23 protein-coding genes and 1 tRNA gene are annotated in these 26828 nt (G+C 65.4%); 15 read left to right on the top strand and 9 right to left on the bottom strand.

Going from position 1 to position 26828, the window contains the following annotated elements; all coding sequences use genetic code 11:
• Positions 1–19: 19 nt before the first annotated feature.
• Positions 20–1057, bottom strand: a complete 1038-nt coding sequence (locus WDO72_12590) for a PLP-dependent cysteine synthase family protein (GenBank protein MEJ0086517.1) — start codon at positions 1055–1057, stop codon at positions 20–22.
• 78 nt (positions 1058–1135) lie between these two features.
• On the opposite strand from WDO72_12590, the gene WDO72_12595 reads away from it, so the two are divergent.
• A complete protein-coding gene (locus WDO72_12595) occupies positions 1136–2245 on the top strand; it encodes a HupE/UreJ family protein (GenBank protein ID MEJ0086518.1) in 1110 nt (369 codons plus the stop codon).
• A gap of 90 nt (positions 2246–2335) precedes the next feature.
• Here WDO72_12595 and gntF read toward each other — a convergent pair whose 3' ends face one another.
• Positions 2336–3139: a guanitoxin biosynthesis pre-guanitoxin forming N-methyltransferase GntF gene (gntF, locus tag WDO72_12600; protein MEJ0086519.1), complete on the bottom strand. Its 804-nt coding sequence runs from the start codon at positions 3137–3139 to the stop codon at positions 2336–2338.
• Positions 3140–3383: 244 nt separating this feature from the next.
• Between gntF and WDO72_12605 the strand changes: the two genes are divergently transcribed.
• The 8 genes from WDO72_12605 to WDO72_12640 all read left to right on the top strand — a co-directional run bounded on the left by WDO72_12605 (position 3384) and on the right by WDO72_12640 (position 12422).
• Positions 3384–6761, top strand: coding sequence for a PAS domain-containing protein (locus tag WDO72_12605; GenBank protein MEJ0086520.1), 3378 nt, complete (start codon positions 3384–3386; stop codon positions 6759–6761).
• Between the two features lie 115 nt (positions 6762–6876).
• The gene (locus WDO72_12610) at positions 6877–7548 is read left to right on the top strand and encodes a response regulator transcription factor (protein ID MEJ0086521.1); all 672 of its coding nucleotides are present in this window, start codon (positions 6877–6879) and stop codon (positions 7546–7548) included.
• Positions 7549–7812: 264 nt separating this feature from the next.
• Positions 7813–8358: a sigma-70 family RNA polymerase sigma factor gene (locus WDO72_12615; protein MEJ0086522.1), complete on the top strand. Its 546-nt coding sequence runs from the start codon at positions 7813–7815 to the stop codon at positions 8356–8358.
• Positions 8358–8894 (top strand): hypothetical protein, encoded by a 537-nt coding sequence (locus WDO72_12620; GenBank protein ID MEJ0086523.1) that lies wholly within the window; start codon positions 8358–8360, stop codon positions 8892–8894. The genes WDO72_12615 and WDO72_12620 overlap by 1 nt, the downstream gene beginning before the upstream one ends.
• 2 nt (positions 8895–8896) lie before the next feature.
• On the top strand, positions 8897–9802 hold the full coding sequence (locus WDO72_12625; protein ID MEJ0086524.1) for a DUF4097 family beta strand repeat-containing protein: 906 nt from the start codon (positions 8897–8899) through the stop codon (positions 9800–9802).
• Between the two features lie 81 nt (positions 9803–9883).
• On the top strand, positions 9884–11101 hold the full coding sequence (locus tag WDO72_12630) for an AsmA family protein (protein MEJ0086525.1): 1218 nt from the start codon (positions 9884–9886) through the stop codon (positions 11099–11101).
• Complete coding sequence (mutY, locus tag WDO72_12635; GenBank protein ID MEJ0086526.1) at positions 11098–12153, top strand: A/G-specific adenine glycosylase; 1056 nt, start codon at positions 11098–11100, stop codon at positions 12151–12153. The genes WDO72_12630 and mutY overlap by 4 nt, the downstream gene beginning before the upstream one ends.
• Positions 12153–12422 (top strand): oxidative damage protection protein, encoded by a 270-nt coding sequence (locus tag WDO72_12640; protein MEJ0086527.1) that lies wholly within the window; start codon positions 12153–12155, stop codon positions 12420–12422. The genes mutY and WDO72_12640 overlap by 1 nt, the downstream gene beginning before the upstream one ends.
• 127 nt (positions 12423–12549) lie before the next feature.
• Here WDO72_12640 and WDO72_12645 read toward each other — a convergent pair whose 3' ends face one another.
• Entirely contained in the window at positions 12550–13413 is an 864-nt protein-coding gene (locus tag WDO72_12645; GenBank protein ID MEJ0086528.1) for a pirin family protein, read from the bottom strand.
• Positions 13414–13546: 133 nt separating this feature from the next.
• Between WDO72_12645 and WDO72_12650 the strand changes: the two genes are divergently transcribed.
• The 3 genes from WDO72_12650 to WDO72_12660 all read left to right on the top strand — a co-directional run bounded on the left by WDO72_12650 (position 13547) and on the right by WDO72_12660 (position 15580).
• Positions 13547–13622: transfer RNA gene (locus WDO72_12650), tRNA-Phe, on the top strand.
• A 111-nt stretch (positions 13623–13733) separates the two neighbouring features.
• Positions 13734–13985 carry a SemiSWEET transporter gene (locus WDO72_12655; protein ID MEJ0086529.1) on the top strand — a complete coding sequence of 84 codons (252 nt, stop codon included), beginning with the start codon at positions 13734–13736 and terminating at the stop codon, positions 13983–13985.
• A 212-nt stretch (positions 13986–14197) separates the two neighbouring features.
• Positions 14198–15580 (top strand): amino acid permease, encoded by a 1383-nt coding sequence (locus WDO72_12660; GenBank protein MEJ0086530.1) that lies wholly within the window; start codon positions 14198–14200, stop codon positions 15578–15580.
• 9 nt (positions 15581–15589) lie between these two features.
• Here the strand turns inward: WDO72_12660 and WDO72_12665 are convergent, their stop codons facing one another.
• Positions 15590–16126 carry a hypothetical protein gene (locus tag WDO72_12665; protein MEJ0086531.1) on the bottom strand — a complete coding sequence of 179 codons (537 nt, stop codon included), beginning with the start codon at positions 16124–16126 and terminating at the stop codon, positions 15590–15592.
• Between the two features lie 104 nt (positions 16127–16230).
• Positions 16231–17796 carry a ShlB/FhaC/HecB family hemolysin secretion/activation protein gene (locus tag WDO72_12670; GenBank protein ID MEJ0086532.1) on the bottom strand — a complete coding sequence of 522 codons (1566 nt, stop codon included), beginning with the start codon at positions 17794–17796 and terminating at the stop codon, positions 16231–16233.
• A 230-nt stretch (positions 17797–18026) separates the two neighbouring features.
• Here WDO72_12670 and WDO72_12675 point away from each other — a divergent pair, with 230 nt between their 5' ends.
• On the top strand, positions 18027–19610 hold the full coding sequence (locus WDO72_12675; GenBank protein ID MEJ0086533.1) for a FecR family protein: 1584 nt from the start codon (positions 18027–18029) through the stop codon (positions 19608–19610).
• Positions 19607–22459 (top strand): EAL domain-containing protein, encoded by a 2853-nt coding sequence (locus WDO72_12680; protein MEJ0086534.1) that lies wholly within the window; start codon positions 19607–19609, stop codon positions 22457–22459. The genes WDO72_12675 and WDO72_12680 overlap by 4 nt, the downstream gene beginning before the upstream one ends.
• Before the next feature lie 36 nt (positions 22460–22495).
• Here the strand turns inward: WDO72_12680 and WDO72_12685 are convergent, their stop codons facing one another.
• From WDO72_12685 to WDO72_12700, 4 genes are all read right to left on the bottom strand, one after another.
• The gene (locus WDO72_12685) at positions 22496–23623 is read right to left on the bottom strand and encodes a DUF3187 family protein (GenBank protein MEJ0086535.1); all 1128 of its coding nucleotides are present in this window, start codon (positions 23621–23623) and stop codon (positions 22496–22498) included.
• A 51-nt stretch (positions 23624–23674) separates the two neighbouring features.
• Positions 23675–23893: a hypothetical protein gene (locus WDO72_12690; GenBank protein ID MEJ0086536.1), complete on the bottom strand. Its 219-nt coding sequence runs from the start codon at positions 23891–23893 to the stop codon at positions 23675–23677.
• Between the two features lie 75 nt (positions 23894–23968).
• A complete protein-coding gene (locus tag WDO72_12695; protein MEJ0086537.1) occupies positions 23969–24370 on the bottom strand; it encodes an ArsC family reductase in 402 nt (133 codons plus the stop codon).
• Between the two features lie 6 nt (positions 24371–24376).
• Positions 24377–25669, bottom strand: coding sequence for an MFS transporter (locus WDO72_12700; GenBank protein ID MEJ0086538.1), 1293 nt, complete (start codon positions 25667–25669; stop codon positions 24377–24379).
• Between the two features lie 65 nt (positions 25670–25734).
• Between WDO72_12700 and WDO72_12705 the strand changes: the two genes are divergently transcribed.
• The gene (locus WDO72_12705; GenBank protein MEJ0086539.1) at positions 25735–26826 is read left to right on the top strand and encodes a Rieske 2Fe-2S domain-containing protein; all 1092 of its coding nucleotides are present in this window, start codon (positions 25735–25737) and stop codon (positions 26824–26826) included.
• The last annotated feature ends 2 nt before the right edge of the window (positions 26827–26828 follow it).

Genomic DNA, 26828 nt, shown 5'->3' on the forward strand with positions numbered 1-26828 from the left:
TTGCGTTACTCGCGGGGTTCTAGCCGCGCGCCCCGGACGCACAGGGCTGGATCACGCGGAAATCGAGCAGCTCCACGTCGTTGCAGCGGTAGTGCGGTTTGCATTCCTCGTCGCTGCACAAGTCGGTGGAAAGATACTTTTTATTGTCGTCGCAGAACACGGTGACGACACAGGCGGCGTCGCCCTGTTCATGCGCGATCTCCAGTGCCCCCAGCAGGTTGGCGCCGGAGCTGATGCCCACGGCGATGCCGAGCTCATTCGCCAGCCGCTGCGACATGACGATGGCATCGCCGTCCCAGATGTCGAGGATGCGGCCGAGCTCGCCCAGCTTCACGATGGACGGCACGAATTCGTCGCTGATGCCCTGGATGCGATGGCGGCCGGTCTTGTGACCGGTGCGCAGCGTCGGTGAATTGGCCGGCTCGAGAGGATGGGCCGCGACGGCGCCGAGGGTCTCGCGCAGGTGGCGCGCCACACCCATGACCGTCCCGCCGGTTCCGACCCCGGCAACGAAGGCGCTCGGCCTGCGATCGATGGTCGCCAGTTGCGCCGTGATCTCAGGACCCGTGGTCTCGTAATGCGCCTGCACGTTTGCGGCGTTGTCGAATTGTTGCGGCCGGAACACATGGCCGGACTCACGCGCGAACTCGTCGGCCATGCGGATGGAGCCGAGAAATCCGCCCAGCTCCGCCGACACGGGAATGACGGCGGCGCCGAGACTCTGGATGACGAGCACGCGTTCGCGGCTCATCCAGTCCGGCATGTAGATGCGCACGGGGTGGCCCAGCGCGCGGCCGATCGCGGCGAAGGAGATGCCGGTGTTGCCGCTCGTGGCTTCGGCGATCACATCGCCTGGCGCGATCTCGCCGCTCGTGTACGCGCGTTGCAGGATGTACAACGCCATGCGGTCCTTGATGCTGCCGGTGAAGTTGTACGCCTCGTGTTTGGCGTAGATGCGCTGCGCGCGCCCGCGATATCGGCAGTGGATCTCGAGCAGCGGCGTGCCGCCGATGAGGCGGCTCAACGCGGTGAGTTTGTGCGAAGGGATCGGCGACATGTGCGGGGGAATATATCCGTACGCAGCGCTCGCGTCCCTGTATCGACCTTCCCGTGCCGCGGCAGCTAGAGTGTGCGCGTGAAACGTCTGGCTCTCGCCGCGCTGCTGAGTTTCGGTGTCCTGGGCCACCATCCGGCGATGGCTCATGCCGTCAGCACGAGTTTCGTGCGGCTCGACGTGCCGGACGCGGCTGGGCCGGTCGGTGTGCGCTGGGACCTGCCGCTGCACGATCTCGTCTGGACCGTGTTCATCGATCGCGATTTCGATGGCGTGGTCACCGCGGCGGAAGTCGCGACCGCGCGGGCGACCATAGAGACCGCGGTACGCGGTCAGATCGTTTTGTATCGCGGCGGTCTGGCGTGTGCGCTGCGCGTCGAGGATCTCGCGCTGACCACACGTGCGGACCAGGCCTTCCTGTCGGTTGCGATGATTGCCGATTGCCCGCACCCCGGCTTGCTGGCGCTGTCGGGCGGATTGTTCATGAGCGGCGCTGCTTCGCAACGGCTGTTGTTGAGCGCGACGCGTGGCAACGAGCAACTCGCCGGCACGATCGGTGCCGAAGCGCCGCAATGGAATGAACCCGCGAGGGCTTCGGCCTGGGCGAGTTTCGAGCGCTTCGTCGGCGAAGGGATCTGGCACGTGGTCATCGGGTACGACCACATCGCGTTCGTGTTGCTGCTGCTGTTGCCGTCGGTGTTGCGGCCGGTGGATGGCAAGTGGCAGGGTCAGACGCGGTTTACGCAGGTGGCGCGCGACATCGTGACCATCGTCACGGCGTTCACCGTCGCGCATTCAACCACGCTCGCACTCGCGGTCACCGGCACCGTGCATCTGCCGACGCAGCCCATCGAGGTCGCGATCGCCGCATCGATCGCGGTGGCGGGCGGCATCAACCTGCTGCCGCGCTTGTCGCGGCTACGTCTGCCGCTGGCGTTGGGGTTCGGACTCGTACACGGCTTCGGTTTCGCGAACGCGCTCGGCGAGATCGACGCGACCGGAATCGCGCTGTTGCCGCTGCTGGCGGGCTTCAACATCGGCGTGGAAATTGCGCAGCTCGGCATCGTCGCGCTGGTGTTGCCGCTCATCTATATGGCGCGCGGCACTCGCTGGTATGCGGGCGGCGTGATGCCGCTAGGTTCGTGCGCGCTGGGCGCCGCCGGCGTCGTCTGGCTGCTGCAGCGCCTATGAAATGGGGAATGCGAAAAAGGGGACAGATCTATTTATTGGCTCTGCTTGTTGTGCCATCCAATAAATAGATCTGTCCCCTTTTTGCTTCCCCTAGCGCTTCTTGATCGCCTTGCGGCCCGAGGCCGTCAGGATTCCGGAATAACCGTAGATATTGTTGTCGCGGCACGGAATCACCTGCGCGTCGATGCTCGAGGGCGCAAAGCCGTTGTCGAGCATCGCTTCATGCATGTCGTCGATGGAGAGGTTCGACCCCGGGAACATGCGGTCGCCGCACTTGTACGCCTTGCACTGGTGCAAGGCGTGAATGATGAACGTGCCGCCCGGTTGCAACATCGAGGTGACGTTGCGCATGCAGTTGCGCCACACCGAGCGGTCGCTCGAGATCGCGTCGATGCAGAAGCCGGTGATGATGAGATCGTAGAACCCTTCGCGCGTGGGCCCGAGCGGCTGGCGCAGGCGCGCGTCGCTCACGTACAGCCCTCTAACTACCTTGCGCGTCTGTTGTTCGCGCTGGACGACCCGCGAGAGGTTCGGTCGCGCATGCCCTTCGCAGGCGAGCACGTAGCGGGTGAAACGCTTCCACTCGGAAGCGCTTTCATCCGCGCACAGCCATTCACGCGCTTCGGCCAGGTTGTCCGCCAGCCAGTCGGCCATGTCGAGGCGAAACGTATACTTCGACGCCGCGATGGCCCGGTGCAGCGTGGGCCCACAGCCGTATTCGAGACCGCGGCCGAAACGCGCGCGCGCCGCGCGCAGTACATCGATCTGATAGGCGAGGACGGCCTGCTCGTCCGGGAGTACTACCTCGCTGTAGTACGTCTGGAAGTAGTCGCGAGCCTTCCATTCCGAGTAGTCCGCGACCATGGGATTTCGCGTCGTGCTGCCGTCAATCACTGTGTCGTCCCCGCTAGTCCATTAGTTATTCGAAGCAGGTTTTGTCAAAACCTTATGTCAGAGAATACTGACAGGTTATGACCGGCAGTAGCCGTACGACCCTTACGAGAAGCCCTATCCGGCCGCCCAATAGTCGCAGAATCGTGGAAGCGGACTCAAATCCGCTGGCTGGGGGCCTGAATCGTGGAAATCTGGCGAGTAGGTCAAGGTGTGTTTGCCCCGGCGCAGGTAACAATAATTGGTCATGAACGCCCGTCCTGAAGCCACGCAAACCGAAGGGGCCGCTGCCTTGCCCGCCGAATTCCGTTCGGCGCTCGAACTGGCGCAGGCGGCAGTCTGGGATTGGCAGCTGGCCGCCGACCGGTTCCAGATCGATGAGGCCTGGGTGCGCGCGTTCGGCGTCGAGGTCAGTGCCACCAACACGATCGCCGAGTGGAAACGCCGCATTCATCCCGACGACGTTGGCGCATTCAACGCCGCGGCCGATTCGTGTCACCACGGCGGCGATCGTTTCGAATGCGAGTACAGGTTGTTAGCCGCGGGGCATCGCTGGTTGTGGGTGTTGCACCGTGGCCGTGTCGTGCAACGCGAGCGCGATGGCGCGGCCGCGCGTATTACCGGGTTGTTGCTGGATATCGACCGCCGCAAGAGCGAGGAGGTGGCGCGCAGCGACAGCGAGTCGCGCCTCGCCACCGCGTTGTGGGGTGCGCGCGCCGCGTTCTGGCAGTGGCACGTACCCAGCAACGCGCGCACCGCCAGTCCGCTGTGGCTTGCGATGACGGGTTATTCGCGCGCGCAGTGGGACGCGATGCCGAACCCGTGGTTCAGCAATCTGCATGGCGACGATCGCGAGCGCGTCGACCGGCAGCTGCAGGAACACACGCAGGGATTGCGCGACTCGGTCGAATTCGAATACCGCTTCCAGACGGCCAGTGGTGAATATCGCTGGATGCAGGACCGCGGCCGCGCGGTCGAATGGGATCTGGACGGGCACCCGGTGCTGGTCATCGGCGTCACGCTCGACATCGATGGCGCCAAACGCGCCGAGGCGCATCTGTCGTCGAGCGAACACATGCTCGAGACCGCGGCCTGGGGCGCGGGCGTGGGCCTGTGGGAGACGAATTTCATCACCGACAAGACGCGCTGGTTCAACGACTGGTGCGACCGGCACGACATCTATCCCTGCGACGGCGACGGCCACGTGCAACGCTGGGACGACAATCTGCATCCGGACGAAGGTCCGGAGGCCACGCGCAAGTTCAGCGAACACGTCGCGGGCAAGGCCGACTACTACGACGCCGAATACCGCATCAAGACGAAGAGCGGCATCTGGCGTTGGGTGTTCGAACGCGGCCGCGTGGTCGAGCGCGATGCGAACGGCAAGGCCATCCGCATGCTCGGCGTGTGTATGGATCTCGACGAGACCAAGGTCGCCGAGCGCCGCGCGAACGCGCGCAACGAACGGGTCGAGACGGCGCTCCATCTGACCACCGCTGGCGTGTGGGACTGGGACGTCGAACACAACGAGACCAATCACACCGATGGCTACTACCACGTGTTCGGGGTCGACCCCGCCTTCGGCCGCGCCAACATCCGTACCTGGCGGCAGATGCTCGGCACGGATCCAGACCAGGAAATCGAGAAGTTTCGCGAGCGGCTGCGGCAGGTGGATCCATCCGCCCAGGTGCTGGAAACCGAATACCGCTTTCGGCATACCGACGGCAGCTGGCACTGGGCGCTCGATCGCGCCCACGTGGTCGAGCGGTCTGCGGACGGTACGACGCGCCGGGTACTCGGCCTCGTGGTCGACATCACGGCACGCAAGATCCGCGAGACCGCGCTGTCGGCCGGCGACCAGCGCTTCCGCGCCGTGGCGCGCGAACTGCGCTGCGTGATCTACGAGATCGACGCCGAGACCGGGCTTTCCACCGGCGAAGGCGTCGAACGCGTCCTCGGATACCCGGCGGACGCCCTGCCGCGCGCCGTGGATTGGGCTGCTTTGGTCCATCCCGACGACCAGCCGTTGTTGCGCCAATGGTTCGACCGCAACGCGGAGTCGATGGTCGCGCTCCAGTACCGCATCCGCCATCGTGACGGCCACTACGTCACGCTGCTCGACTCGCCTTGCGTGGTGCGCGATGCGGCCGGACGGGTGGTTCGCGTGGTCGGCGTGGCGATCGACATCAGCGAGCAGGCGCGCGACCAGGAGGCGCTGCGCGCGTCGCAGGAAATGTTGCAGATCGTCGCCGCCGGCACGGGCGACTGGCTGATCCTGGTCGACACGGAGCGGCGCGTGCAGTTCATCAATCGCGGCATCCGCTCGCATTCACGCGAATCCATCATTGGCCAGCGTCTCGACGAGATCGCCGTGCCCGAGGATCAGCCCAGGATCCTGGCGGCCCTCACGCAGGTGCTCACCACGGGTGAATCGCTCGATCTGCAGCTCACGAGCTCGGGCTCGCAGTACGGCGGCCGCTGCTTCGATTCGCGCATTCGCGCGGTGCGGTCCTCCGGCCAGATCACCGGCGCGGTGATCAACATCACCGAGATAACCGACAAACATGCCGCCATGCATCTGCGCGAAACGCAGGCGCGCATGTTCGAGCTGCTGCACGAAGGCGTGGTGGTCATCGACGCGGTCGACATGATCCGCATGGCGAATCCGGCCTTCGAACGTATGTTCGGGTTCGCCACCGGCACCGCGGTCGACACTTCGATCAACGATCTGATCGCGCAGGCGCCGGGCGTGCGCCGTAACCGGCTCGATCACCAGTTGTTAGGCTCGATGAGCGATCCGCCGGGGCTCGCGCCGGTGGAGTTCAAGTGCCGGCGCCGCGACGGATCCACGTTCGATGCGGCTTGCGTCGCGACGCTGACCCACGTCGATGGCGCCACGCATCGCCTTGCCGTCATCACCGACGTGACAGAGCGCCGCGGCCTCGAGCGCGAGATCCTCGAAATCGCCGGCCGCGAACAACTGCGCATCGGCTCGGATCTGCACGACGGCCTCGGTCAGGACCTCACCGGTGTTGCGCTTATGCTGCGCAGCGTGGTCGCCCAGCTTCGCAAGGAAAATTCCTCGGCCCGCACCGATGTCGAAGACATCATCAGCCTGGTCAATGGGGCCATCGAAAGCACGCGCGCGATGGCGCGCGGTCTGGCGCCGGTGGGTGCTGATCGCGGTGGGCTCATCGCCGGCCTGCAATCGATGGCCGTGCGCGGTATGGAACGTTATGGGGTGAGAGCCCAGTTCAATACCTCTTTGAAGGAACCGCTGACTCTCGACGACGGCGCCGCTACGCACCTTTATCGGATCGCGCAGGAAGCGTTCACGAATGCGATTCGCCATGGTCGAGTTACGCAGGTCACGATTGAACTGGCCACGGCAGAAGGCACTCTGACCCTGAGCGTGCAGGACAACGGTAGGGGTTTCGATGAGAGAAACGCCAGCAACAACGGAATGGGCATGAAACTCATGCGATATCGCGCGCAAATGCTCGGCGGAGACGTCACCATCGCGAATAACAAGGGCGGAGGAGTAGTCGTTCGTTGCACTTGCCCGCATCGGGCGCCGCTCGGCGGGGATTCGTTGCCGCGCGGTGGATTTCCATTGAAGGATTGAGGCGCGGAATGGACTCCTGTCTAACTATACGCAGGTATACGTAGGACAAAGGATTGACGCTCCGCTGCTTCTTAGTCACGATTCACACCTAATAAATGCGCGTAGGGGACGGACAATGACCGCAGCCATGGCCACCAAGCGCCAGATCCTGATAGTCGATGATCATCCAATCGTGCGGCAGGGGTTGCGGCGCATGTTCGAGGCCGAGCCGGACCTGACCGTCTGCGGCGAAGCCGACAGCGAGCCGGCCGCGCGCGAGGCGATTCGCGCCCGCAAGCCCGATATCGTGGTGGTCGACCTGTCCCTGGAGCGCGGCGACGGCATCGAGCTCGTAAGGCAGATGCACGCTGAAATGCCTGAGTTGCGCATGCTGGTGCTCTCCATGCACGACGAAACTATCTATGCGGAACGGCTGCTCGCCGCCGGCGCGATGGGTTACATCATGAAGCAGGCGGCGTCCGATCAGCTGCTCATCGCGGTGCGGCGAGTGCTCGACGGCCGTACGTATGTCAGCGAAACCGTACAGCGCTCGCTCGATCAGCGCGCCGGTGAGAGCCGTTCGGAGACCAACGATCCAGTGGCGCGGTTGTCGAATCGCGAAGTGCAGATCCTGAACATGATCGGTCGCGGCATGAGTTCGCGCGAAATCGCTCAAGAGTTCACGCTTTCGGTCAAGACCATCGAGTCGCATCGCCAGACCATCAAACACAAGCTCGGCCTCGCGACGAACAGCCAGCTCCTGCAATACGCCATGAAGTGGTTCAGCGGCGGCACCCAGCGCAGCTGAAGAGTGCCGTCGGAAGTGGTGCCGGGGTGCAATTCTCGTAATTGCGCCAGCGTTGGCGTGAAAACGGGCCTCGGCGCAATTACGAGAATTGCACCCCGGCACCACTTCCACCGGCACCACTTCAGAAATCTTCCGCTGCATCCGTAACTTACGCGCGTTTTCAAACCCGCGCGGCCCCGCGCCCCTCTAAGCATGTAGGGACAGACGAGCCGTCTGTCACTACGCTTCGAGGAGATTCGCTTGGCGGATGGCGCGACAGCCCGAATGACCAAATCCGACACGGTCGTCGATTTCGACGTGGCGCTCATCGAGCGCGCGCGGCGCGGTGATTCGCGGGCCTTCGAGCGTCTGTATCGCGATCACGTGGGCCGGGTGCACGGCCTGTGTCTGCGCATGACGCGCAACCCCGATCTCGCCGCCGACTGCGCGCAGGATGCCTTCATCAAGGCCTGGAAGGCGCTGCCCAAATTCGAGGCGCGCAGCAGTTTCTCGACCTGGCTGCATCGCATCGCCGTCAACACGGTGCTCGAGAAGCGCCGCGGCCCGGCCAATGCGGAGATCGCGGTCGAAGACCCCACGGAATACCAGGAGCCGGTGCTGAGTTTCGATTCACCGGTCGAAGAGGACGAACTCGAGGCGGCGATCGAATCGCTGCCGCAGGGCGCACGCGACGCGCTGGTGTTGTGCGGCGTGTATGGCTACGAACATTCGGAGGCCGCGTCGATGCTGGGCATCGCCGTGGGTACCTGCAAGGCGCAGCTGCATCGCGCACGCGGCCTGCTGCGGGACAGATTGGAACGAGGTGTCTGATGAACATGCGACGCATCAAACGTATCGATGAGCTGGCGCAGACCGTGCCGCCGCCGCGCGATCTGTGGCCCGCGATCGCCGCGGCCATCGAGGCGGAGAAATCCGTCACCGCTGCCGCGGTTCCGCAACGCCGCCAGCGCTGGCTGCCCGCGGCCGGCATGGCCGCCGCGGTGGTCCTGGTCACGATCGGCGTGTTGATCGGCCGCAGCTTCGGCCCGGTCCGCTTCGTCGAAACCGCCAGCACGGGTCAGCCCGCATCCAACGTGATTCCGGCCGCGCTGCGCGACGCGAATTACCGCAAGCAGCGCGACGTGCTGCTGGTCGAAGTCCAGCACAAGCTGGAAACCATGCCCGCCGGGGAGCGCGTGAAGGTGGCGGCCAGTCTCGCCACGCTGCGCCGCTCCATCGGCGAAATCGAAGCGGCGCTCGGACGCGATCCGGCCAACGCGCTGCTGCAAGAGTTGTTAGTCAATTCCTGCCAGGAAGAAATGCGCGCGCTGACCGCGGTGCGCGATTCCGGCAACCAGGAGACCTGATCATGAGAATTCCGACCAGTTACCGGTTCGCCGGTTTGTTAGTTGCCGCGGCGCTGCCGCTGCTGGCGCCGGCCCGCGAAACCGGCAATGTCGACCGCCGGATCGCGGTCGAGCCCAACGGCGAGGTGGTGATCTCGAACGTGTCGGGCTCGATCGACGTGCGCGGCTGGGATCGCAACGAAGTCCAGGTTACCGGCCACCTGGGCGAGGACGTCGAACGGCTCGACCTGACGACCAGCGGCGGACGCACCATCGTCAAGGTCGTCCTGCCGCGCGGCAGCTCGAATGACGGCGACGCCGACATCTCGGTGCAGGTGCCGAAGAACAGCACGGTGGAAGTGGCCGCGGTCAGCGCGGACGTGTCTTCGCAGGGCGTGCTCGGCACGCAGCGGCTCAAGAGCGTGAGCGGCGAGATCACCGCCGACATCACGGGCGACGATTCGGAAGTGCGCTCGGTGAGCGGCGATCTGACCGTGCGCGGCAGCGGCAAGCCGATCTCGCTGCGCGCGAACTCCGTGAGCGGCAGCCTCGACCTCACGCACGGCGCCGGCAAGCTCGAATTGGTCACCGTGAGCGGCAATGCGCGCGTGCAGATGGGCGAGGCCACCGAAATACGCGGGCGCACCACCTCGGGCGATCTCGAACTGAGCGCCAAACTCACGCGCGACGGCCGCGTCGACGTGGAAGGCGTGAGCGGCGACATCACGCTCAATGTGTCGGCGCCGGGCGGCCTGTCCACGGAAATCGAATCCTTCAGCGGCGATATCGAAGGTTGTCTCGCGGGCTCCGTGGAACGCGTGAGCAAATACGGCCCGGGCACGCGCCTCAACCTGCGCGCCGTGGAAAGCGGCGGCGCGCGTGTGCGTGCCAAGACCTTGTCCGGCGACATCGAGATCTGCGACCGCTAGCAGACCGGCCCGAAACGCGCGGGGCAAAACCCTAGCGCCACCAGCCTTTCACGCGGCCGACATCGCTACAATGTCGGCCGCGTGCGGTTACTCAAATGGATTTCCCTGTCTCTCGCGGGCCTCGTCGTGCTCGCGCTGCTCGGCGTGCTGGCGATCGTCTGGTTCGTCGATCCGAACGTATTCAAGCCGCGCATTGAAGCGGCGATTAGAGATGCCACTGGCCGGGAATTCACGCTGGTAGGCGACATCGATCTCGGCTTCTTTCCCTGGCTGGCGCTGCGCGCCGGTGAGGGGCGGTTCGGGAATGCGCCCGGTTTCGGCCCCGAGCCCATGGTCAGCTGGAAGAGCGCCCAGCTCGGCGCAAAATTGTTTCCGCTGCTGCGTGGTCAGCTGATCGCCGACCGAGTGCGCCTCGAGGGCGTCGAGGTCACGCTGGTGCGGCGGGCCGATGGAACCGCCAACTGGGACGGTATTGGCGGCAACGAGCCCGCCGCTCCGGACGCCAAACCCATGGAGCTGCGTATCGACGGCGTCGAGATCAGGAACAGCCGCATTTCCTACGTCGACGAGACCGTGCCGCGCCGCGTCGAGGTGACTGCGTTCAATCTAACTACCAAAGAAATAGCGCCCGGCGCGCCGTTCACCGGCAACGAGGTCGCGGGGGTGCTGCACACGGACGGTTTTGCGCCCGCGGGTGTGCCGTTTCGCCTCGAAGTCCCGGAGGCCGTATTGCCCGCGGACTATTCGAGCGTCGACGTAAAAGAATATGAACTCTCGTTCGGCGGGTTCGAAGCGCAGGGCGGCGTCAAGGGCTCGCTCGGCGAGGCGCCGAAGCTGTCGGGCGCGATCGAAACGAATGAATTCGATCCACGCTCCTTGCTGGCCGCTGTCGGCATCGAAGCGCCGAAGACCACCGACCCGGGCGTCCTCGGCAAGCTTCGCTTCAAGGGCTCCTGGGCCTTCGATCGTGGCGCGGTCGCGATCAAGCCGCTGGCGCTGACACTCGATGACACGCATTTCGCGGGCGATTTCCTGCGCGGCGCGGGGGTAGACCCGGTGGGAGAATTCACGCTGCGCGGCGATGCGCTGAACATCTCGCGCTACCTTCCGCCAGCCGACCCTGCCAGCGAACCGTTCGTGTTCCCCACGGCCATGCTCAAGGATCTCAAGTACCGCGGCGTGCTCGAGCTGGAGCAGGCGACCTACGACGACATCGTGATGAAAGGCGTGACACTGCGGCTGGTGCTGGACGAGCGCGGGTTGCACGGTGAATCGAAACCCGCGGAAGCCGCGCCGTGACTGCTCCGGCGCCCATCGCGCCGCGCTTGCTGGCCTGGCATGCAAAAGCGGGCCGACACGATCTGCCCTGGCAGCAGGACCGCAGCCCTTACCGGGTATGGGTCTCCGAGATCATGTTGCAGCAGACGCAGGTTGCGACCGTGATCCCGTACTTCAAACGTTTCATGCGGCGATTTCCCGATGTGCATGCGCTCGCGGACGCGCCGGCCGACGAAGTCCTGCATCTGTGGACGGGGCTCGGCTACTACGCACGCGCGCGCAATCTGCATCGCGCCGCGCAGCTCATCCGTGACGAACACGGTGGCGAATTTCCGCGCACGCTCGACGCAGTGGTGGAATTGCCCGGCGTGGGGCGTTCGACAGCCGGCGCGATCCTGGCCCTGGCTACCGGCGCGCGCCACGCCATCCTCGACGCGAACGTGAAGCGCGTGCTCGCGCGGTTTCTCGCCGTGCCCGGCGCGGTGGACTCGGCTGCGACGCAGGCGAAGCTCTGGGAGCTCGCGCAGCGCGAAACGCCGGAGGAGAACGTCGCCACCTACACGCAGGCGATCATGGACCTGGGCGCAACGGTATGCCGCGCGCCCGAACCGTTCTGCGACGATTGCCCCATCGCCGCCGATTGCCGGGCCCGCATCGAAGGGCGCCAAACGGAATTGCCCGAGCCGAAACGCAGACGCGCCGCGCGCAAACTCAAACGCGCCGTGATGCTGGTGGCGCGCAAGGATTCCGCGGTGCTGCTCGTGCAGCGTCCGCCGAACGGCATCTGGGGTGGCCTGTGGTGCCTGCCCGAGTTCGCGGATCGCGACGCCGCCGAATCCTTTGCCGTCGCGCGGCTCACCAACGTAAGCCTGGTGCTTGCGCCGCTGCCCGACATCGAGCACAGCTTCACGCATTTCGACCTGGTGATCACGCCGATCGTGGCGCAGGTCGGCACGTTACCCGGCGTCGGCGAAGCAGGCGCGTTATGGTACGACCTTGCGAAGCCCGCGCGCGTGGGATTGCCCGCGCCCATCAAGACACTGCTGGGTAGTTTGACGGAAGGGAACGAGTGATGACCCGAATGGTTCAATGCGTCCTGTTGAAGAAAGAAGCGCCGGGCCTCGACAAGCCGCCGTACCCGGGCGCGCTCGGCAAGCGCATCTTCGACAACGTGTCGAAAGAAGCCTGGCAGCAGTGGGTGAAGCACCAGGTCATGCTGATCAACGAATACCGGCTCACGCCCATCGAGCCCGCGCATCGCAAGCGCCTCGAATTCGAAATGGAAAAGTTCTTTTTCGGCGAGGGCTCGAACGCGCCGAAGGAATTCGTGCCGCCGCCGTAGCGGTCACGCAGGTGTCGACGCGCAAAAAAAAGACGGCGCAGTTGTCTGCGCCGTCCCAGGTGTGGGGCGGAGGGGTAGCCGCCCCTGAGTGGGCAATGCCGGGATTCACGTCCCCGGCATCACCCGACTAGAACTTGCCCGACTGATAGTCCGCGAACGCCTGCTGCAGCTCTTCGCGGGTGTTCATGACGAACGGGCCATAACGCGCCACCGGTTCACGCAGCGGGCGGCCCGCGACGAGAATCGCACGGCTCTGCGGCGCGCGGCCCTGCAGGCGGACTTCGCCGCCGTCACCGAGCACCGCCAGCTCCTGCGCGTTGATGGTCGCCGCTTCGCGCGACACACCCACCGCCACTCCACCTTCGTACACATAGACGAAGGCCGAATGGCCGGCCGGCACGGGCAGCGCGAAATCGACACCGGCATCGAGACGGATGTCCATGTAGATGGGATCGGTCGCCGGCTGACGCACCGGCCCCTCGACACCATTGAGCTTGCCGGCGATCACCTTGACGTTCACGCCGGGCTGCTGCACCACGGGCAGTTTCTCGCCGCCGAACTCCTGGTAGTTAGGCGCGGTCATCTTGTCCCTGGCGGGCAGGTTCATCCACAGCTGGAAGCCGCGCATGCGCCCCTCGCGCTGCTCCGGCATCTCGGAATGGACGATGCCGCGGCCGGCGGTCATCCACTGCACGGCGCCCGGCTCGAGTACACCCTCGTTGCCGTGGTTGTCCTTGTGGCGCATGCGCCCGTCGAGCATGTACGTCACCGTTTCGAAGCCGCGGTGCGGATGCTCCGGAAACCCGGCGATGTAATCTTCGGCCTTGTCCGTGCCGAACTCGTCGAGCAGCAGGAACGGGTCGAGATCCGGCAGCTTGGGCTGGCCGATCACACGAGTGAGCTTGACGCCGGCTCCGTCGGAGGCTGGCTGGCCGCGAAGCGTCTGGATGACCGCCCGCGGGCTGGTGGCAACAATGGATTCGGTATTCATGGTCGGCCCGACGTGGTGGCAAAGCACCGCAAATCAAGGCATTGAGGCCCCGGTTGCTTGACGGGTCGGGGGCCTGCCGTTCTAATACGCGCCCCTCGATCGAGGGCCCCTCCTGGAGGGGGATTCCAACCGTGGCCGGGTAGCTCAGTTGGTAGAGCAGCGGATTGAAAATCCGCGTGTCGTTGGTTCGATTCCGACCCCGGCCACCATTTTTTTGCGCGGCGAGAAAAGTTGAACGATGGCGGCCAAGCAGGGGCTCGCTCGCCGAACACGGCCTCGCCAACCCGGCCGCCCATTCTTCAATTGCTGGAGCCGCTCCCATGCATTCCGACTGGCTGGGTTACGCCGCCGCCGCGCTTACCACGAGTTCTTTCATCCCGCAGGCGTTCATGACGCTGCGGACGCGCAATACCAGCGGAATCTCGCTCGGCATGTACCTCGTGTTCACGGCCGGTGTGGCGGTCTGGCTGGCCTACGGCATCGCGATCGATTCCTGGCCGATGATCGCCGCGAATTCGATCACGCTGGCGCTGGCCTCGACCATTCTCGGGTTCAAGCTTAAATACGGTTGAGGCGCTGCGGTAGTTAGCCGCCACCGGGCATGTTCCGGCCCGTATGCGAGGTTCTACCGCCAGGGTGACGCGACGTGCCGAACCGGGGATCCTCACATCCACGGCCACCGCGACTACGCGGATTCTCCGGGGCCCTTTTTCCGCCCGCCATTTTCAAGGTGGCGCTTCCGGGGTATGGTGCGGCCGCAAGGCACACAACAAGAGCGAACACCTTGAACGCCACCGATCCCGCAGTGATCCCCAGCGCCTCCGCGCGCCTTTCCAAAACGCTGAAAGCCCGCCATCTCGCGATGATCTCCATCGGCGGAATCATCGGCGCCGGCGTATTCGTCGGCAGCAGCACGGCCATCGCGCAGATCGGCCCCGCCGTGGTGCTCAGCTACCTGTTCGCCGGCATCATCGTGTTCGCGGTCATCAAGGTGCTCGCGGGCATGGCCGTCGATCAGCCGGGCCTGGGCGCATTCACCGAATACGTGCGCGTCGCGCTGGGGCCGGGCGCCGGCTTCGTCACTGGCTGGATGTACTGGTACTTCTGGGTGATCGTGGTCGGCATCGAGGCGATCGCGGGCGCAAAGATCCTCACCGAATGGATGCCCTTCCCGGACTGGCAGATCGGCATCGGGCTCATGGTGGTGCTCACGCTGGTCAATCTCACCTCGGCGCGTTCGTACGGTGAGTTCGAATTCTGGTTCGCGTCCATCAAGGTGGCCGCGATCATCGTGTTCATCGTCGTCGCGGCTTCCTGGTTGCTCGGCTTCCACAACCCGGCGAGCCCGGGGTTCTCGAACCTGACCGCGCACGACGGCTTCGCGCCATTCGGCTACGGCAAGGTGTTCGCCGGCATGACGACGGTGATCTTCTCGATGTGCGGCGCGGAGATCATCACGGTGGCGGCCGCGGAGTCGGCGGAATCCGGCAAGACCATGTCGAGGCTCGCGGCCAGCGTGGTGGTGCGCATCCTGCTGTTCTACGTGATCGCGATCCTGCTGATCCTCTGCATCCTGCCGTGGACCGACATCCAGCCGGGCAACTCGCCCTTCGCCATGGCGCTCGAACGCATCGGGATTCCGGGCGCGCGAACCATCATGAATCTCATCGTGTTGACCGCGGTGCTGTCTTGCCTCAATTCGGGCGTGTACGTCACGGCGCGCACGTTGTTCGCGCTGGCAGACAAGGGTGATGCGCCCCAGTGGCTGACCGCGGTGAACAAGCGGCAGGTGCCGACGCGCGCCATCCTGCTGGGCAGCGCGTTCGGTTTCATCGCGATGCTGATCAGCAGCGATTCGCCGGACAACGAGTTCATGTCGAAGCTGTTCTCGTTTCTCATCAATGCGTCGGGCGCGATCATGCTGATCGTCTACTTCTTCGTCGCGCTCGCGCATTTCCGTTTTCCGTATTCTGCCTACGCGGCGCGCAACTCCGGCAGCCCGCGCGTGGCGAACGTGCTGGCGGGCGGCGCGGCCGCCGCCATCCTGATCGTGATGGTGGCGATGTCGCAGATCGCCGGGAAAGACACGGAGCTCTACGCGAGCTTCGGGTTTCTCGCGGTGGTGCTCGTCTCGCTGCTCATACGGAACCTGCTTCGCAAGGCCTGATGCCGCGCCTCACCACTTGAGCACCGGCAGCGGGCTCAGGGGATGTTCGCGGAATCGTTTCCATGCCAGCTGGGCGAGCCGCCGGTGGAAGCCGGCGTTCGGCCAGCGGGCGCGGATGGCGCGCAGCTCGCTGCGCGGCAGGCCGAACGACAACGCGCCCAGCGATACGTCGATCCAGTCGGCGCGCCGGAACGGCTCGATCAACCCACCCGCATCGCCGCGAACCGGGCGGATCTTGTGGTGCTCGCGGATCATGCCCGCGATTCCATCGCGCCAGTCTCCATGCCCCGAGCAGGCGAGGTGGTCGCAGGCGAGCTCGATAGACGGCGGTAGATAGTCGAAGGTGCGCGCGGTCCAGATGCCGAGGTCGTGGAAGGCGGCGGCCAGCGCCACCTTCTCGAGAACGGCATCGCCGCCGGGTGCGAGCGCCATGCACAGGTTCGCAACTCGGTAGGTGTGGTTGCGATAGGCCGTGAAATCGGCGCCTAGCGCGCCCGCGTGCTGGTCGAGCACGCGGTCCAGCGGATCGATTCGTTCGAACAACATGCTGCTAAGGCGCCTCTCGACCCAGGCTGTTTATGGGAAGACGATTCTTATAAACCGCAGGCGTGACGATAGCCATGCGTCGACGACGCATGCGAATGATGCGGCTAGAAGCGGTAGCTCAACTCGCCGAACACCGACGCGTGACGCTGGCCTTCGATGTCCGGACCGGAGATCGGCGCGGCGAGCTCGAGATAACCGGTGAGCTTCGCGCCCTGCATCGCGAATCCCACGCCCGTGGTCGCGGCCGATTCACGGCCCGGGCGATCCTGCTTCCACGCAGAACCGATGTCGTAGAAGCCGTACGTGGAAAGGCGGCCGATCAAAGTTTCGGTGTTGAGCAGATCGCGGCGCAGCTCGATCTTGCCGCCCAGCCCGCGATCGCCGGCGATCTCGGCGACTTCGAAACCGCGACCGAGGCGGTCGCCGCCGATCTTGAAGCGCTCGCTGTCGGGCAACACGTAGCCGGTGTGTTGTGCAAGCAGATCGAGGCGCAGCGACCAGCGGTCGGCGAAGCGCCGATACGCACTGGCTGTGAGCTGCGTGAGCAGGAAGTCCGCGCGCCGCGGATCCTCGGCGAGATCGGCGGCCTGCAAGCCACCACCGAGCCCGTTCAGACCCTTGCGCAGCTGCAGGCCGGCCGAGTACTGGATCGCCCCAGCACGAAAGCCGCCGCGCAGCGCAGTCTCGATGATGCGCAGCCGGTCTTCGCGGATCGCGGTACCCGCGCGGTTGATGGTGAGATCGTCGGCCTCGAGACCGACGCTGCCGGTCAGCGAAAACGCGGCGTCCTGCCGCAGCGGCTGGCTCAGCTTGAACGTGGCGCGCTCGCGCGTGTACTCGTCGTCGAGGTTCACCGGCGCTTCGTTGGGCGCGGAGTGCGAACTGAACACCAGCGCGTTGGCGCGCGTGCCGCGGTCGCCGAGCGGCGTGTCGAGATAAAGCCCGCCGCCCAGGTATTCCTCGTGATCGGTGGCGGCGGCAAAGATGAGACCGATCTTTTCCTGGTGGCCGAACAACCCGTTGGCGAACACCTGCCCGAGCAGGAACAGGGGACCGACCTGGTCGGTGCCGCGATTGTTCATGCGGAGCACGCCGTCGATGGCCGAATAATCCGAATCGACGACCAGTTCAAAAGCATTGCGGGTTTCCGCATCGCGCCGGGTGCTGGCGGTGACCGCGAGGCCGGCGATTTCGCGCATGCGGCGCAGCGCCTGTGGAACATCGTCCTTGCGCAGCGGCCGAGCGCCTTCGAGCTCCTGGCCGATGCGTTTGAGTGCCGGCAGGAACGCACCGTCGTCACCCTCGTAAACGACGCGCGTGACCTGTGCCTCGTACACCTGCGCGCGCAACACTCCGCGCCCGGTCATCGAGTCGTCGAGCGAGATCTCGGGCTTGACGTAGCCGTCGCGCACGTAGAGCGCCGTCAGCGCGTCCACGATCGCGCGTGCGTTGTCGCGGTTGATGTCGAGGCCGAGCTGATCGCGGTAGGCGGCGAACAGCCGCGGCGTGGAATAGATAGTCGAGCCGGCGACGATGACCGTGGTCAGCGTCGGCACGGCGGCCTTCGCGGCCGGCGCCGGGACGGCGACGGTAGTTAGCAATGGCCGCTCCGCGCTGGCGCAGATCGCGGAAAAGGCCGTGAATATGCCCGCGGCAATTATGACAAGCATGCCGCCGCGTGACCGCGCATGTGGCGCGCCGGGAGTTGCCGGGCTGGTTATTGTTATTAGGGCGTGCATATTTCGCTGCGGCGGGAAACCGGCGGGCATTCTCCTTCAACCGCGCAACACACGATGAGATGCGACTCACATTGTGGTCGGCGCTCTCTTAGTACGATCCACCGCAGCGATGAAGCGGCCTGTGGGCCGGGTTTTGTGCGAATAACCATAATGAGCCGGGTATGACCAATCTAGTTAGATCGATCGCCGTGCTGGCGCTGGTATTGGCCGCGTGTTTGCCGCGCGCCGCATTCGCGCTTGACAGCGGTGACATCGTCGTCGAGAGCGTCCGCGGCGAAGTGCATGTCACGATGAATGGCGCCGCCGCCGCGGTGCGCGCGGGGGCGGTACTCGAGTTGCCCGCGACTGTCGACACCGGCCGCGACGGCGCGATCGAGCTGCGCCAGGGCGCGACCACCGTGAGTGTGGGTCCGCAGACGCGGCTGGAATTTCCCGCGCTCGAGAAACGCGGCGCTCCCATCGACCGCATCGTGCAACCGCGCGGCAATGCCTTCTACAACATCGGCAAACGCGAAGGCCGCCGCCTGCGCGTCGAGACGCCCTACCTGGTCGGAGTGATCAAGGGCACGCAGTTCAACGTCGCGGCGCAGGACGAAGCGACGACGATCTCGCTGTTCGAAGGCCTGCTCGAAGTCCGGGCCAGCGATGACAGCGCGGTCATCGATCTGAAGGCGGGTGAGATCGCCTCCCGCAAGCGTGGCGACAAATCGATCAGCGTCATCAAGATGGACAGCGGCAAGGCGCCGCCCACGCAGCGCGGGCCCGCAGGCCCCAGCGGCTCGAACGGCGGTAATTCCGCGCCCGGTTCGACACGGCCGGCACCGGTCGTGAGTGGCGATCCGCTGTTCGCCGATCGCGGGCAGAATCCGGGCAGCGCCGTTGCGGCAGCCCCGCTCGCGGAGCCACTGCGCAGCCCCGCGGATGCCGGAATCGACGTGGATGTTCGCGGCAACGAATCGGGCGCGAACCTTGCGGCGGGCGTGCAGGTGAACGCCGCCACTCTCAACGTGGATGTCGCCGCAAACGTCGCAGTGGGCGATGGCGTGGCTGTGGACGCGGGCGTCGCGGCCAGCCTCGGTGCAGCGGCCGTCGACGTTGGCGCCGCTGTTGATCTGAATTCCAGTGGCGTGAGTGCCGCCGTCAATGCCGGCGTCAACCTAGGTAGCGCCGTCGATGCCGGCGTGGATGCCGCCGTGAACGTCGGTGGCGGCGCAGTTGACGTGGGCGTTGCCGCCAGCATCGATGCCGGCCCGGCCGCGGTCGATGTCGGCGCCGCAGCGAATGTGGATCTCGGTGCCGGGGCGGTGGATGTCGCGGCCAACGCCGCGATCGATGCGGGTCCGCTGGTCACCGAGGTGAACGCGGGCGCCGCGGTTGACGTCGCGCCCGGCAATGTCGCCGCGAATGTGGATCTCGGCGCCAACGCCGATGTCGGCGGCGTTGCGGTGGTCGATGCCGGCGCGGGAGCGGCGGTCGATCTCGGCAACAATGTCGCGGCCAATGTCGATGTCGGCGCCAATGTCGCCGGCATCGGCGCGGCCGTCACGACCGGCGTGGACGTGGCCGCCGGCAATGTCGATCTCGGTGTCAACGTCGCCGGTATCGAGCTGAACGTCGGCCTCGATCTGGGCCTCGGCAAGGATTCGACCACCGACACGACCACGCCCACCACCACTCCCACGCCACCCGTGATCGACGTCGGTGGATTGCTGGACGGTCTGCTGCGGCGGCCAGGCAGAAAATGATCCGAATCGGCCGCCGTCATGTCTGGTGGCTGATCGCGCTCGCCGCATTCGTCGTCGTGGGTGCGTTGCGACTGGGCGGCGCGTTGCGTCCGCTCGAGAACTTCGTCTCCGACGTGCGCGCCAGGCTGCTCAGGAGCGAGGTGCCGAGCGACATCGTCATCGTCGCCATCGACGCGAAGAGCATCGCCGCGCTCGACCAGTGGCCGTGGCCGCGCCGCAATCATGCCGAGCTGATCAACCAGCTGGCGAAAGCCGCGCCGCGGCGCGTGTTCCTCGACATCGATTTCAGTTCGGCGTCCAACCCGCTCGACGACGCGCTGCTCGAATCCGCGCTGGCGCGGCCGCGGGATTTCCCGGTCGTGTTGCCGGCGTTTCTCCAGTACCGCAGCGCCGAGGACGACACGCTGGTGGTGCGCAAACCACGGCCGCGATTCGCGCGGCGCGTCGAGCTCGCCGCCGTGAACGCGCAGCCTGCTCCCGACAGCCTGACGCGCGAATGGCGCAATTCCTGGACGCTGGATGGCCAGAGGATGCCGAGCGTCATCGACCCACACCGCCTGCTCTCCGACGACCAGGCCGTGAGCATCGACTTCTCGATCTCACCGCAATCCTTCGTCCACGTTTCCTATATCGACGTACTCGACGGCCTCGTGCCGCGCGAGGCGTTGGCCGGCAAGACGGTGTTCGTCGGTGGCACGGCGCTCGAACTGCGCGACATGCTGGCGGTGCCGGTCTACGGCTCGCTACCGGGCGTCGAATTGCAGGCGCTGGCCACCGAAACCGTCAACCGTGGCGCGCCGCGCGTGTTGCCGGACTGGGCCGCTCTCGCGCTGCTGGCGGCCTGGACCGCGCTGGCCGCGCTGCTGTTCTCCGGCAAACACGGCAGCAGTTGGCGCCGCAACCTCGCGGTAGTTAGTGCCGGGATGGCTGCGGCGGCCTGCGCGGCCTGCTACGCCTTTGCCGGCAGCCGCCTGGTGCTGGACGCGGCCGCGCCGATGCTGGCGATCGCATTGCTGTTCATCGCGGCCACGGTCCGCTCGCTCGACCTGCAGACCTGGCGCGCGCTGGCATACGGCCTCGGCATGCGCCGCCGCGACGCCCTGCTCAAGAGCGTCGTGCAGTCTTCGACCGACGCCATCATCTGCGTCGACGAAGCCGGCATCGTGAAGACCGCGAATCCGGCCGCGACTCGCCTGTTCAACTGCGCCGCCTACGAGCTGCTCGACGAGCCCATCGCGAAATTCATCACGCTGCTCGCCGGCGACAATTCCGGCGCGCGGCTCGGCGCGTTGCACGGCGTGATCCGCGAATGCGACGCGCGTACGCTCACCGGCGAAGTCTTCCCGGTCGAGATCTCCGTGAGCCGCGTGCGGCTCAACACCGAACGCCTGTACACCGCCATCGTGCGCGACATCCGCGACCGCCGTGCGCAGCAACGCCGCCTGCAGCACCAGGCGACGCACGATTCGCTGACCGGCCTGCCCAATCGCGCCGCACTGATCACTCGGCTGGACATGGCGCTGGCCGCGCGGCTTGCGCCACCGTCCATCGCGCTGCTGATGCTCGATCTGTGCCGCTTCAAGGAAGTGAACGACACGCTCGGCCACAACATCGGCGACCGCGTGTTGTGCGAAGTCGCGCAGCGCTTCGCGCAGACGCTGAGCGAGCGCGGCTTCATCGCGCGCATCGGCGGCGATGAGTTCACCGTCGTTCTCGACCAGGCGCAGAGCGCCGAAGGTATTGCGCAGACCTCACAGGCGCTGGCCGATTCGCTGCGCGCGCCCATCGACGTCGCCGGCATCTCCATCGAAGTCGGCGTCAGCATCGGCATCGCGCGATACCCCGATGACGCCGGCGACGCGCAGACACTGCTGCGCCACGCGGACGTGGCCATGTACGTAGCCAAACGGCGCGGCGCGTCCTACGAGTATTACGATGCCGCACACGACGAGAACACCGTGCGCAAGCTGGCGATCGGCGGCGAGCTGCGCTCGGCGATCGCCAACAACCAGCTCGAGCTGCACTTCCAGCCGCAGGTCAACCTGCGCAGCGGCATGGTCGAGAGCGCCGAGGCGCTGGTGCGCTGGTTTCATCCCTCGCAGGGTTCCATCAGCCCGGCGGAGTTCGTCGCGATTGCCGAGGCCACCGATCTCATCCGGCCGCTCACCGAATGGACACTGCGGGGCGCGCTCACGCAGATCCGCGGCTGGCGCGACAAGGGCGTGCACGTGCGCATCGCCGTGAACCTGTCGGCGCGCCTGCTGCAGGACACCGGCTTCCCGGTGCGACTACGCGAGTTGCTGGAAGAGGCGGGCGTTCCCGCCGCGTCGCTCGAGCTCGAGATCACCGAGAGCGCGATGATGCTCGATCCGGCGCGCGCGCTGCGCGTGATCCAGGAGATCGACAAGCTCGGCGTGCTCATCTCGATTGACGATTTCGGCACCGGCTATTCGTCACTCGGTTATCTGCGCGACCTGCCAGCGCATTCGCTCAAGCTCGACAAGTCGTTCGTGATGGGCATGCGCAACAACACCGAAGACCGCATCATCGTCGAATCGACCGCGCAGATGGCGAATGCGCTGCGGCTCGAGCTCGTGGCCGAAGGAGTCGAGACCGAGTGGGATGCGCAGTTTCTGGCCGCCGCGGGCTACGACTATGCGCAGGGCTTTCACTATTCGCGCGCCCTGTCGGCCGACAAGTGCCTGGCATGGATCGTCGAATTCAACGCCACGGCCATGCTCACGGCCGGCGAAACCACCGTCACGAGCGCGCTGCACGCGCGGGAAGAGAGCGGTGCCGGGCAGGGGTTTCCGGGGTTGCGTTCGGCCGGCGCATCCAATGTGCGCTGACGGTTCGCAACCCCGGAAACCCCTGCCCGGCACCGCTCACCGCTGAGGCCTGATCTTCGGCACCCACGCGAACCCGAGCTGGAACCCGATGTCCGGCGTGTTGTTGAGATTCTGCAGATTCTCGGTGGCGGCGAACGAAGCGACACAGCAATCGAAACGATGCCTCACGCCCAGGCTCAATTGAAACTTGTCGCTGAGCAATTCCTTCAGATCCGTCTGCTCGCGCCGGTACACGCTCTTGCTGGCGTAGCCCTGCAGATTGACGTTGGTGCGGCCGGTCATCTGGCGTTCCCAGCCTATGACGATCGTCGGTACGACCTGCGCATCCTGCTCGGCGGGAATCTCCTGGCCGGCGTAGTAGACGGCGGCGAAATCCATGTGCAGCGCATTGCGCCGGCCCAGCCGCCGGATGGACGCCTGCAGTCCGTAGTCCGTGCGTCCGGTCGACAGCAACAATCGTTCGCCGTCGAGCGGCACCTTGACCGCGGTCTCGACCGACATCTGCCAGCGCCCCGGTAGTTTGAACCCCGTGTAACGCAGGCCGAAGGTCGGATCGCTGAAGCCGGAAGTCTGCGGCGCACCTATCAGCACCGCCTGCGAGCCTTTCAGGTCGTAGACCAGATTCGTCTGGTTGCGCGCGACGGCATGCCGGCCGAACGTGCTGAAGCCGAAGGTCTCGTGGAATTTCTCGATTCCCGAATCCATGAAGCCGCCGTGATACGACACCGCGGTGGCGATGGCATACACCGACCACTGGCTCGATATCTTGTAGTGCATGGTCAGGTCGAGCGTCGCGGACTCGAGATCCAGCAGGTAGTTCTCGCCGGGCAGATCGCGAATCGCCTGGACCTCCGCCGGCCCGATTTCCCGCCGCACGCCCGTCTTCTCGAGTTCGGTCAGGTATTTCTCGACGTTGGCCGAGAGCGCCCAGGTGTTCTGGTAACCGAGCTCCGCCTCGAATGCGAACGAATGCGGTTCGATGGAGACGGCGTGGGCGGGGCGCATGTCGAGGCGCAGACCGCCGAACGGGGTGAGATCGCGCGATCGCAACATGCCGTAGAAGCGCCCGTCCTCGGCGTGAGCGCTGCCAAGAACGCACGCGCCCAATGCGCATATCAAGAAGCAGCGCAGTACCGCAATGCGCGCCTGCTGTTTCAAATTCATTCGAACTCCCATTCGACCGCCGCGCACATCTACCAGCCGCCACGAGCCACTTCAATTGCCTTCTGGTCGTAGATCGCCTGCTCCGGCGGCCGCGCCGGGCGTGTTCTCCTGGGCGGCGACCACTCGTTGCTCACGGTCCACAATATTTGCTTCGATGCAGCCCACGCCGAAGTTTTTCGGTCGCTTTGGCACAACAAAAGCTTTCCTTTTGCCGCGTGCAGGCGTATCTATGCGAACGCGCAAGCGGCGCGGCTTGCGTTGCAGATTCAAGGCGAGGGGGAACGGGGACGAGACTGACTTTCCGGCGGAAATAAAAGTCGCTCCCCTTCAGGTAGGCGCCGCCGGTCAATCCGGCGGCGCCTTTTTCTTGTTCCCTGACCTTTGCGGCCGTGCCTGGCCCAGCGCCGAGTACTTCTCGGGGCTGAAGCCCACCAGTAGCGCCGCGCCCCGCTCGAGCACCGGCCGCTTGATCATCGATGGCTGTTCGAGCATCAGCTCGATCGCCTTGCGCCGATCCACATTCGCCTTCGCCGGTTCCGGCAGTTTGCGGAACGTGGTGCCGGCGCGGTTCAGCAGCACTTCCCAGCCGGTGGTTTTCACCCACGCCTCGAGTTTTGCGCGGCTGACACCCGATTTCTTGTAATCGTGGAATTCGTATTCGACGCCGTGCGAGTCGAGCCAGACACGCGCCTTTTTCATCGTGTCGCAGTTGGGGATGCCGTACAGCCTTGCTGGCGCCTTTCCCATTGGTAGTTAGTCTCCGAGGGCCGGCGATTTGCGCAGCACCAGCGTCATCAATGAGCCGGCGAACAGGATGCCCGACAGCAGGAACATCGGGCCGACGAACGAGCCGGTGACGTCCTTGAGGTAACCCACCGCGGGCGGGCCGATCGCGCCGCCGACCGCGCCCATCGCGTTGATCAGGCCGATGGCGCCGGCCGCCGCGCTGCCCGAGAGGAATTTGCCCGGCATCGCCCAGAACGGCCCGCGCGTGCCGTAGTCGCCGACGGCTGCGACCGTCAGCGCGATCATGGCGGGAATGGGCGAATGCAGCAGGCCCGTCGCAATGAAACCCAGCGCGCCGATCGCGGTGGGTATCGCCACGTGGAAGAATCGTTCGCCGCTGCGATCCGAGCTGCGGCCGATCAGCACCATGCCGGCGGCGGCCGCGATGTACGGCAACGCCGAGAACAGGCCGACTTCGAGATTCGTGTAGCCGGACAAACCCTTCACGATGGAAGGAACCCAGAACGTGAGCCCATAACTACCGGTCTGGCAGCAGAACATGATGAAGGCGAGCAGCCAGACCGTCGGGTGCCTGAGCGCCTCGCCCACCGAGAAGCCGTGTTTTTTCTGCGCCGCCGCGTGTTCGGTTTCGATGCGCTCGCTCAGCCATAAACGCTGTTCCGCCGTCAGCCAGCGGGCCTCGGCGGGTTTGTCGGTCAGGAAGCCGAGCACCACGAAACCGAGAAACACCGCCGGCAATCCCTCGACCAGGAACAGCCACTGCCAGCCCTTGAGGCCCATGTGGCCGTCGAAGCCTAACAACCAGCCAGACAGCGGGCCGCCGAAGACCACCGACAGCGGAATGCCGATCATGAACCACGACACCGCGCGGGCGCGCTGCTCGCGCGGAAACCACTGACTCAGGTAGAAGACGATGCCGGGCAGAAAGCCCGCTTCCGCCACTCCCAGCGCAAACCGCATCGCGTAGAAAGTGGTCGTGTCGTGCACGAACATCATGCCGGCGGAGATGAGGCCCCAGGTGATCATGATGCGCGCGATCCACAGGCGCGCACCGAACTTCACCAGCAGCAGATTGCTCGGTACTTCGAACAAGGCGTAGCCGACGAAGAAAATGCCGGCACCGAGTCCGTACACCGTTTCGCTGAAGCCGAGATCCGCGTTCATCTGCAGCTTGGCGAAGCCGACGTTGACGCGGTCCAGCCACGAGACGATGTACAGCAGCAGCAGGAACGGCAACAAACGCCAGGTGACGCGCGCCATCGTCACGCGCTCGAGCTCCGACATTGTTTGCTGTGTCATTCCGCTCCCCGATGATCGGCGACAGTGTAGGGCATATCATGGCGGCCAACGTTCGGGAGGTGAACATGGGCGAGCCAGGTGAAGAGTGGATCGACGTCGGTGCCGCGGAAGACTTCAAGCGCGCGCCGTTGCGGGAAGCAAAACTCGGCGACCGGCTCGTGGCCGTATCGTTCAAGGACGGCAGGTTCGGCGTCATCTCCAATGTCTGCAATCACGTCGGTGGACCTTTGGGGAAAGGCCGCCTCGACGGCGAGTTCGTCGTGTGTCCCTGGCATCAATACAAGTTCCATCGCTGCACGGGAGAGGGCGAACCGGGTTACGAAGCCGATAAGGTGCCGGGCTACGGAGTGAAGGAAGAGGGCGGCCGGCTGTGGGTCACTGCCAAAGCCACCAGCAAACGCGGACATCTGCCTCATGAGCCGCATCCGCTGACGCGGCCGACGACACGCGCGCCCGGAGTTTTGCGGGTCGGCGGTATTTCCAGCACGGCGATGGATGCGGGCAATCCGCGCTTCTCCACCTCGGAACACTTGTTAGGAGTGGCGCTCGAACATGCCGCCGCCGAGTTCGGTGCCGAGACGAAACTGATACGGCTCAACGACCTCAAATTCCGCAACTGCGAGGGCTACTACTCCAAGTCCGCGAAGGCCTGCACCTGGCCGTGTTCCATCACCTCGATGGATCAGGGCGACCAGCTCGACCAAGTATACGAGCTGGCGGTGCACTGGGCCGACATCCTGCTGGTCGCGACGCCGATCCGCTGGGGCGCGGCCAGCTCGCTGTACTACAAGATGGTCGAGCGTATGAACTGCATCCAGAACCAGATCACCCTCAACAACAAGGTGTTGATCCGGAACAAGGTGGCTTCGTTCATCATCACCGGCGGCCAGGACGGCATCCAGGCGGTGGCGGGGCAGATGATGGGGTTCTTCAGCGAGATCGGCTATCTACTGCCGCAGTTTCCGTATATCGCGCATTCGCTGGGATGGGAGGCGGAGGACATGGAGAGGAACGTCGACTATGTCGAGGCCAGCGATTCGTTGCGGGCCGGCGCACGTGCGCTCGTCGGCCGCGGTGTCGACATGTCGAAGGCGCTGCTCGAGCGGGAGTTTGCGTGTGCGTCGATCGAGCGTGGGGGGAGGAAGGCTTCGGCCTGAAC

Source organism: Pseudomonadota bacterium (assembly GCA_037200975.1).
GTDB lineage: Bacteria > Pseudomonadota > Gammaproteobacteria > Steroidobacterales > Steroidobacteraceae > CADEED01.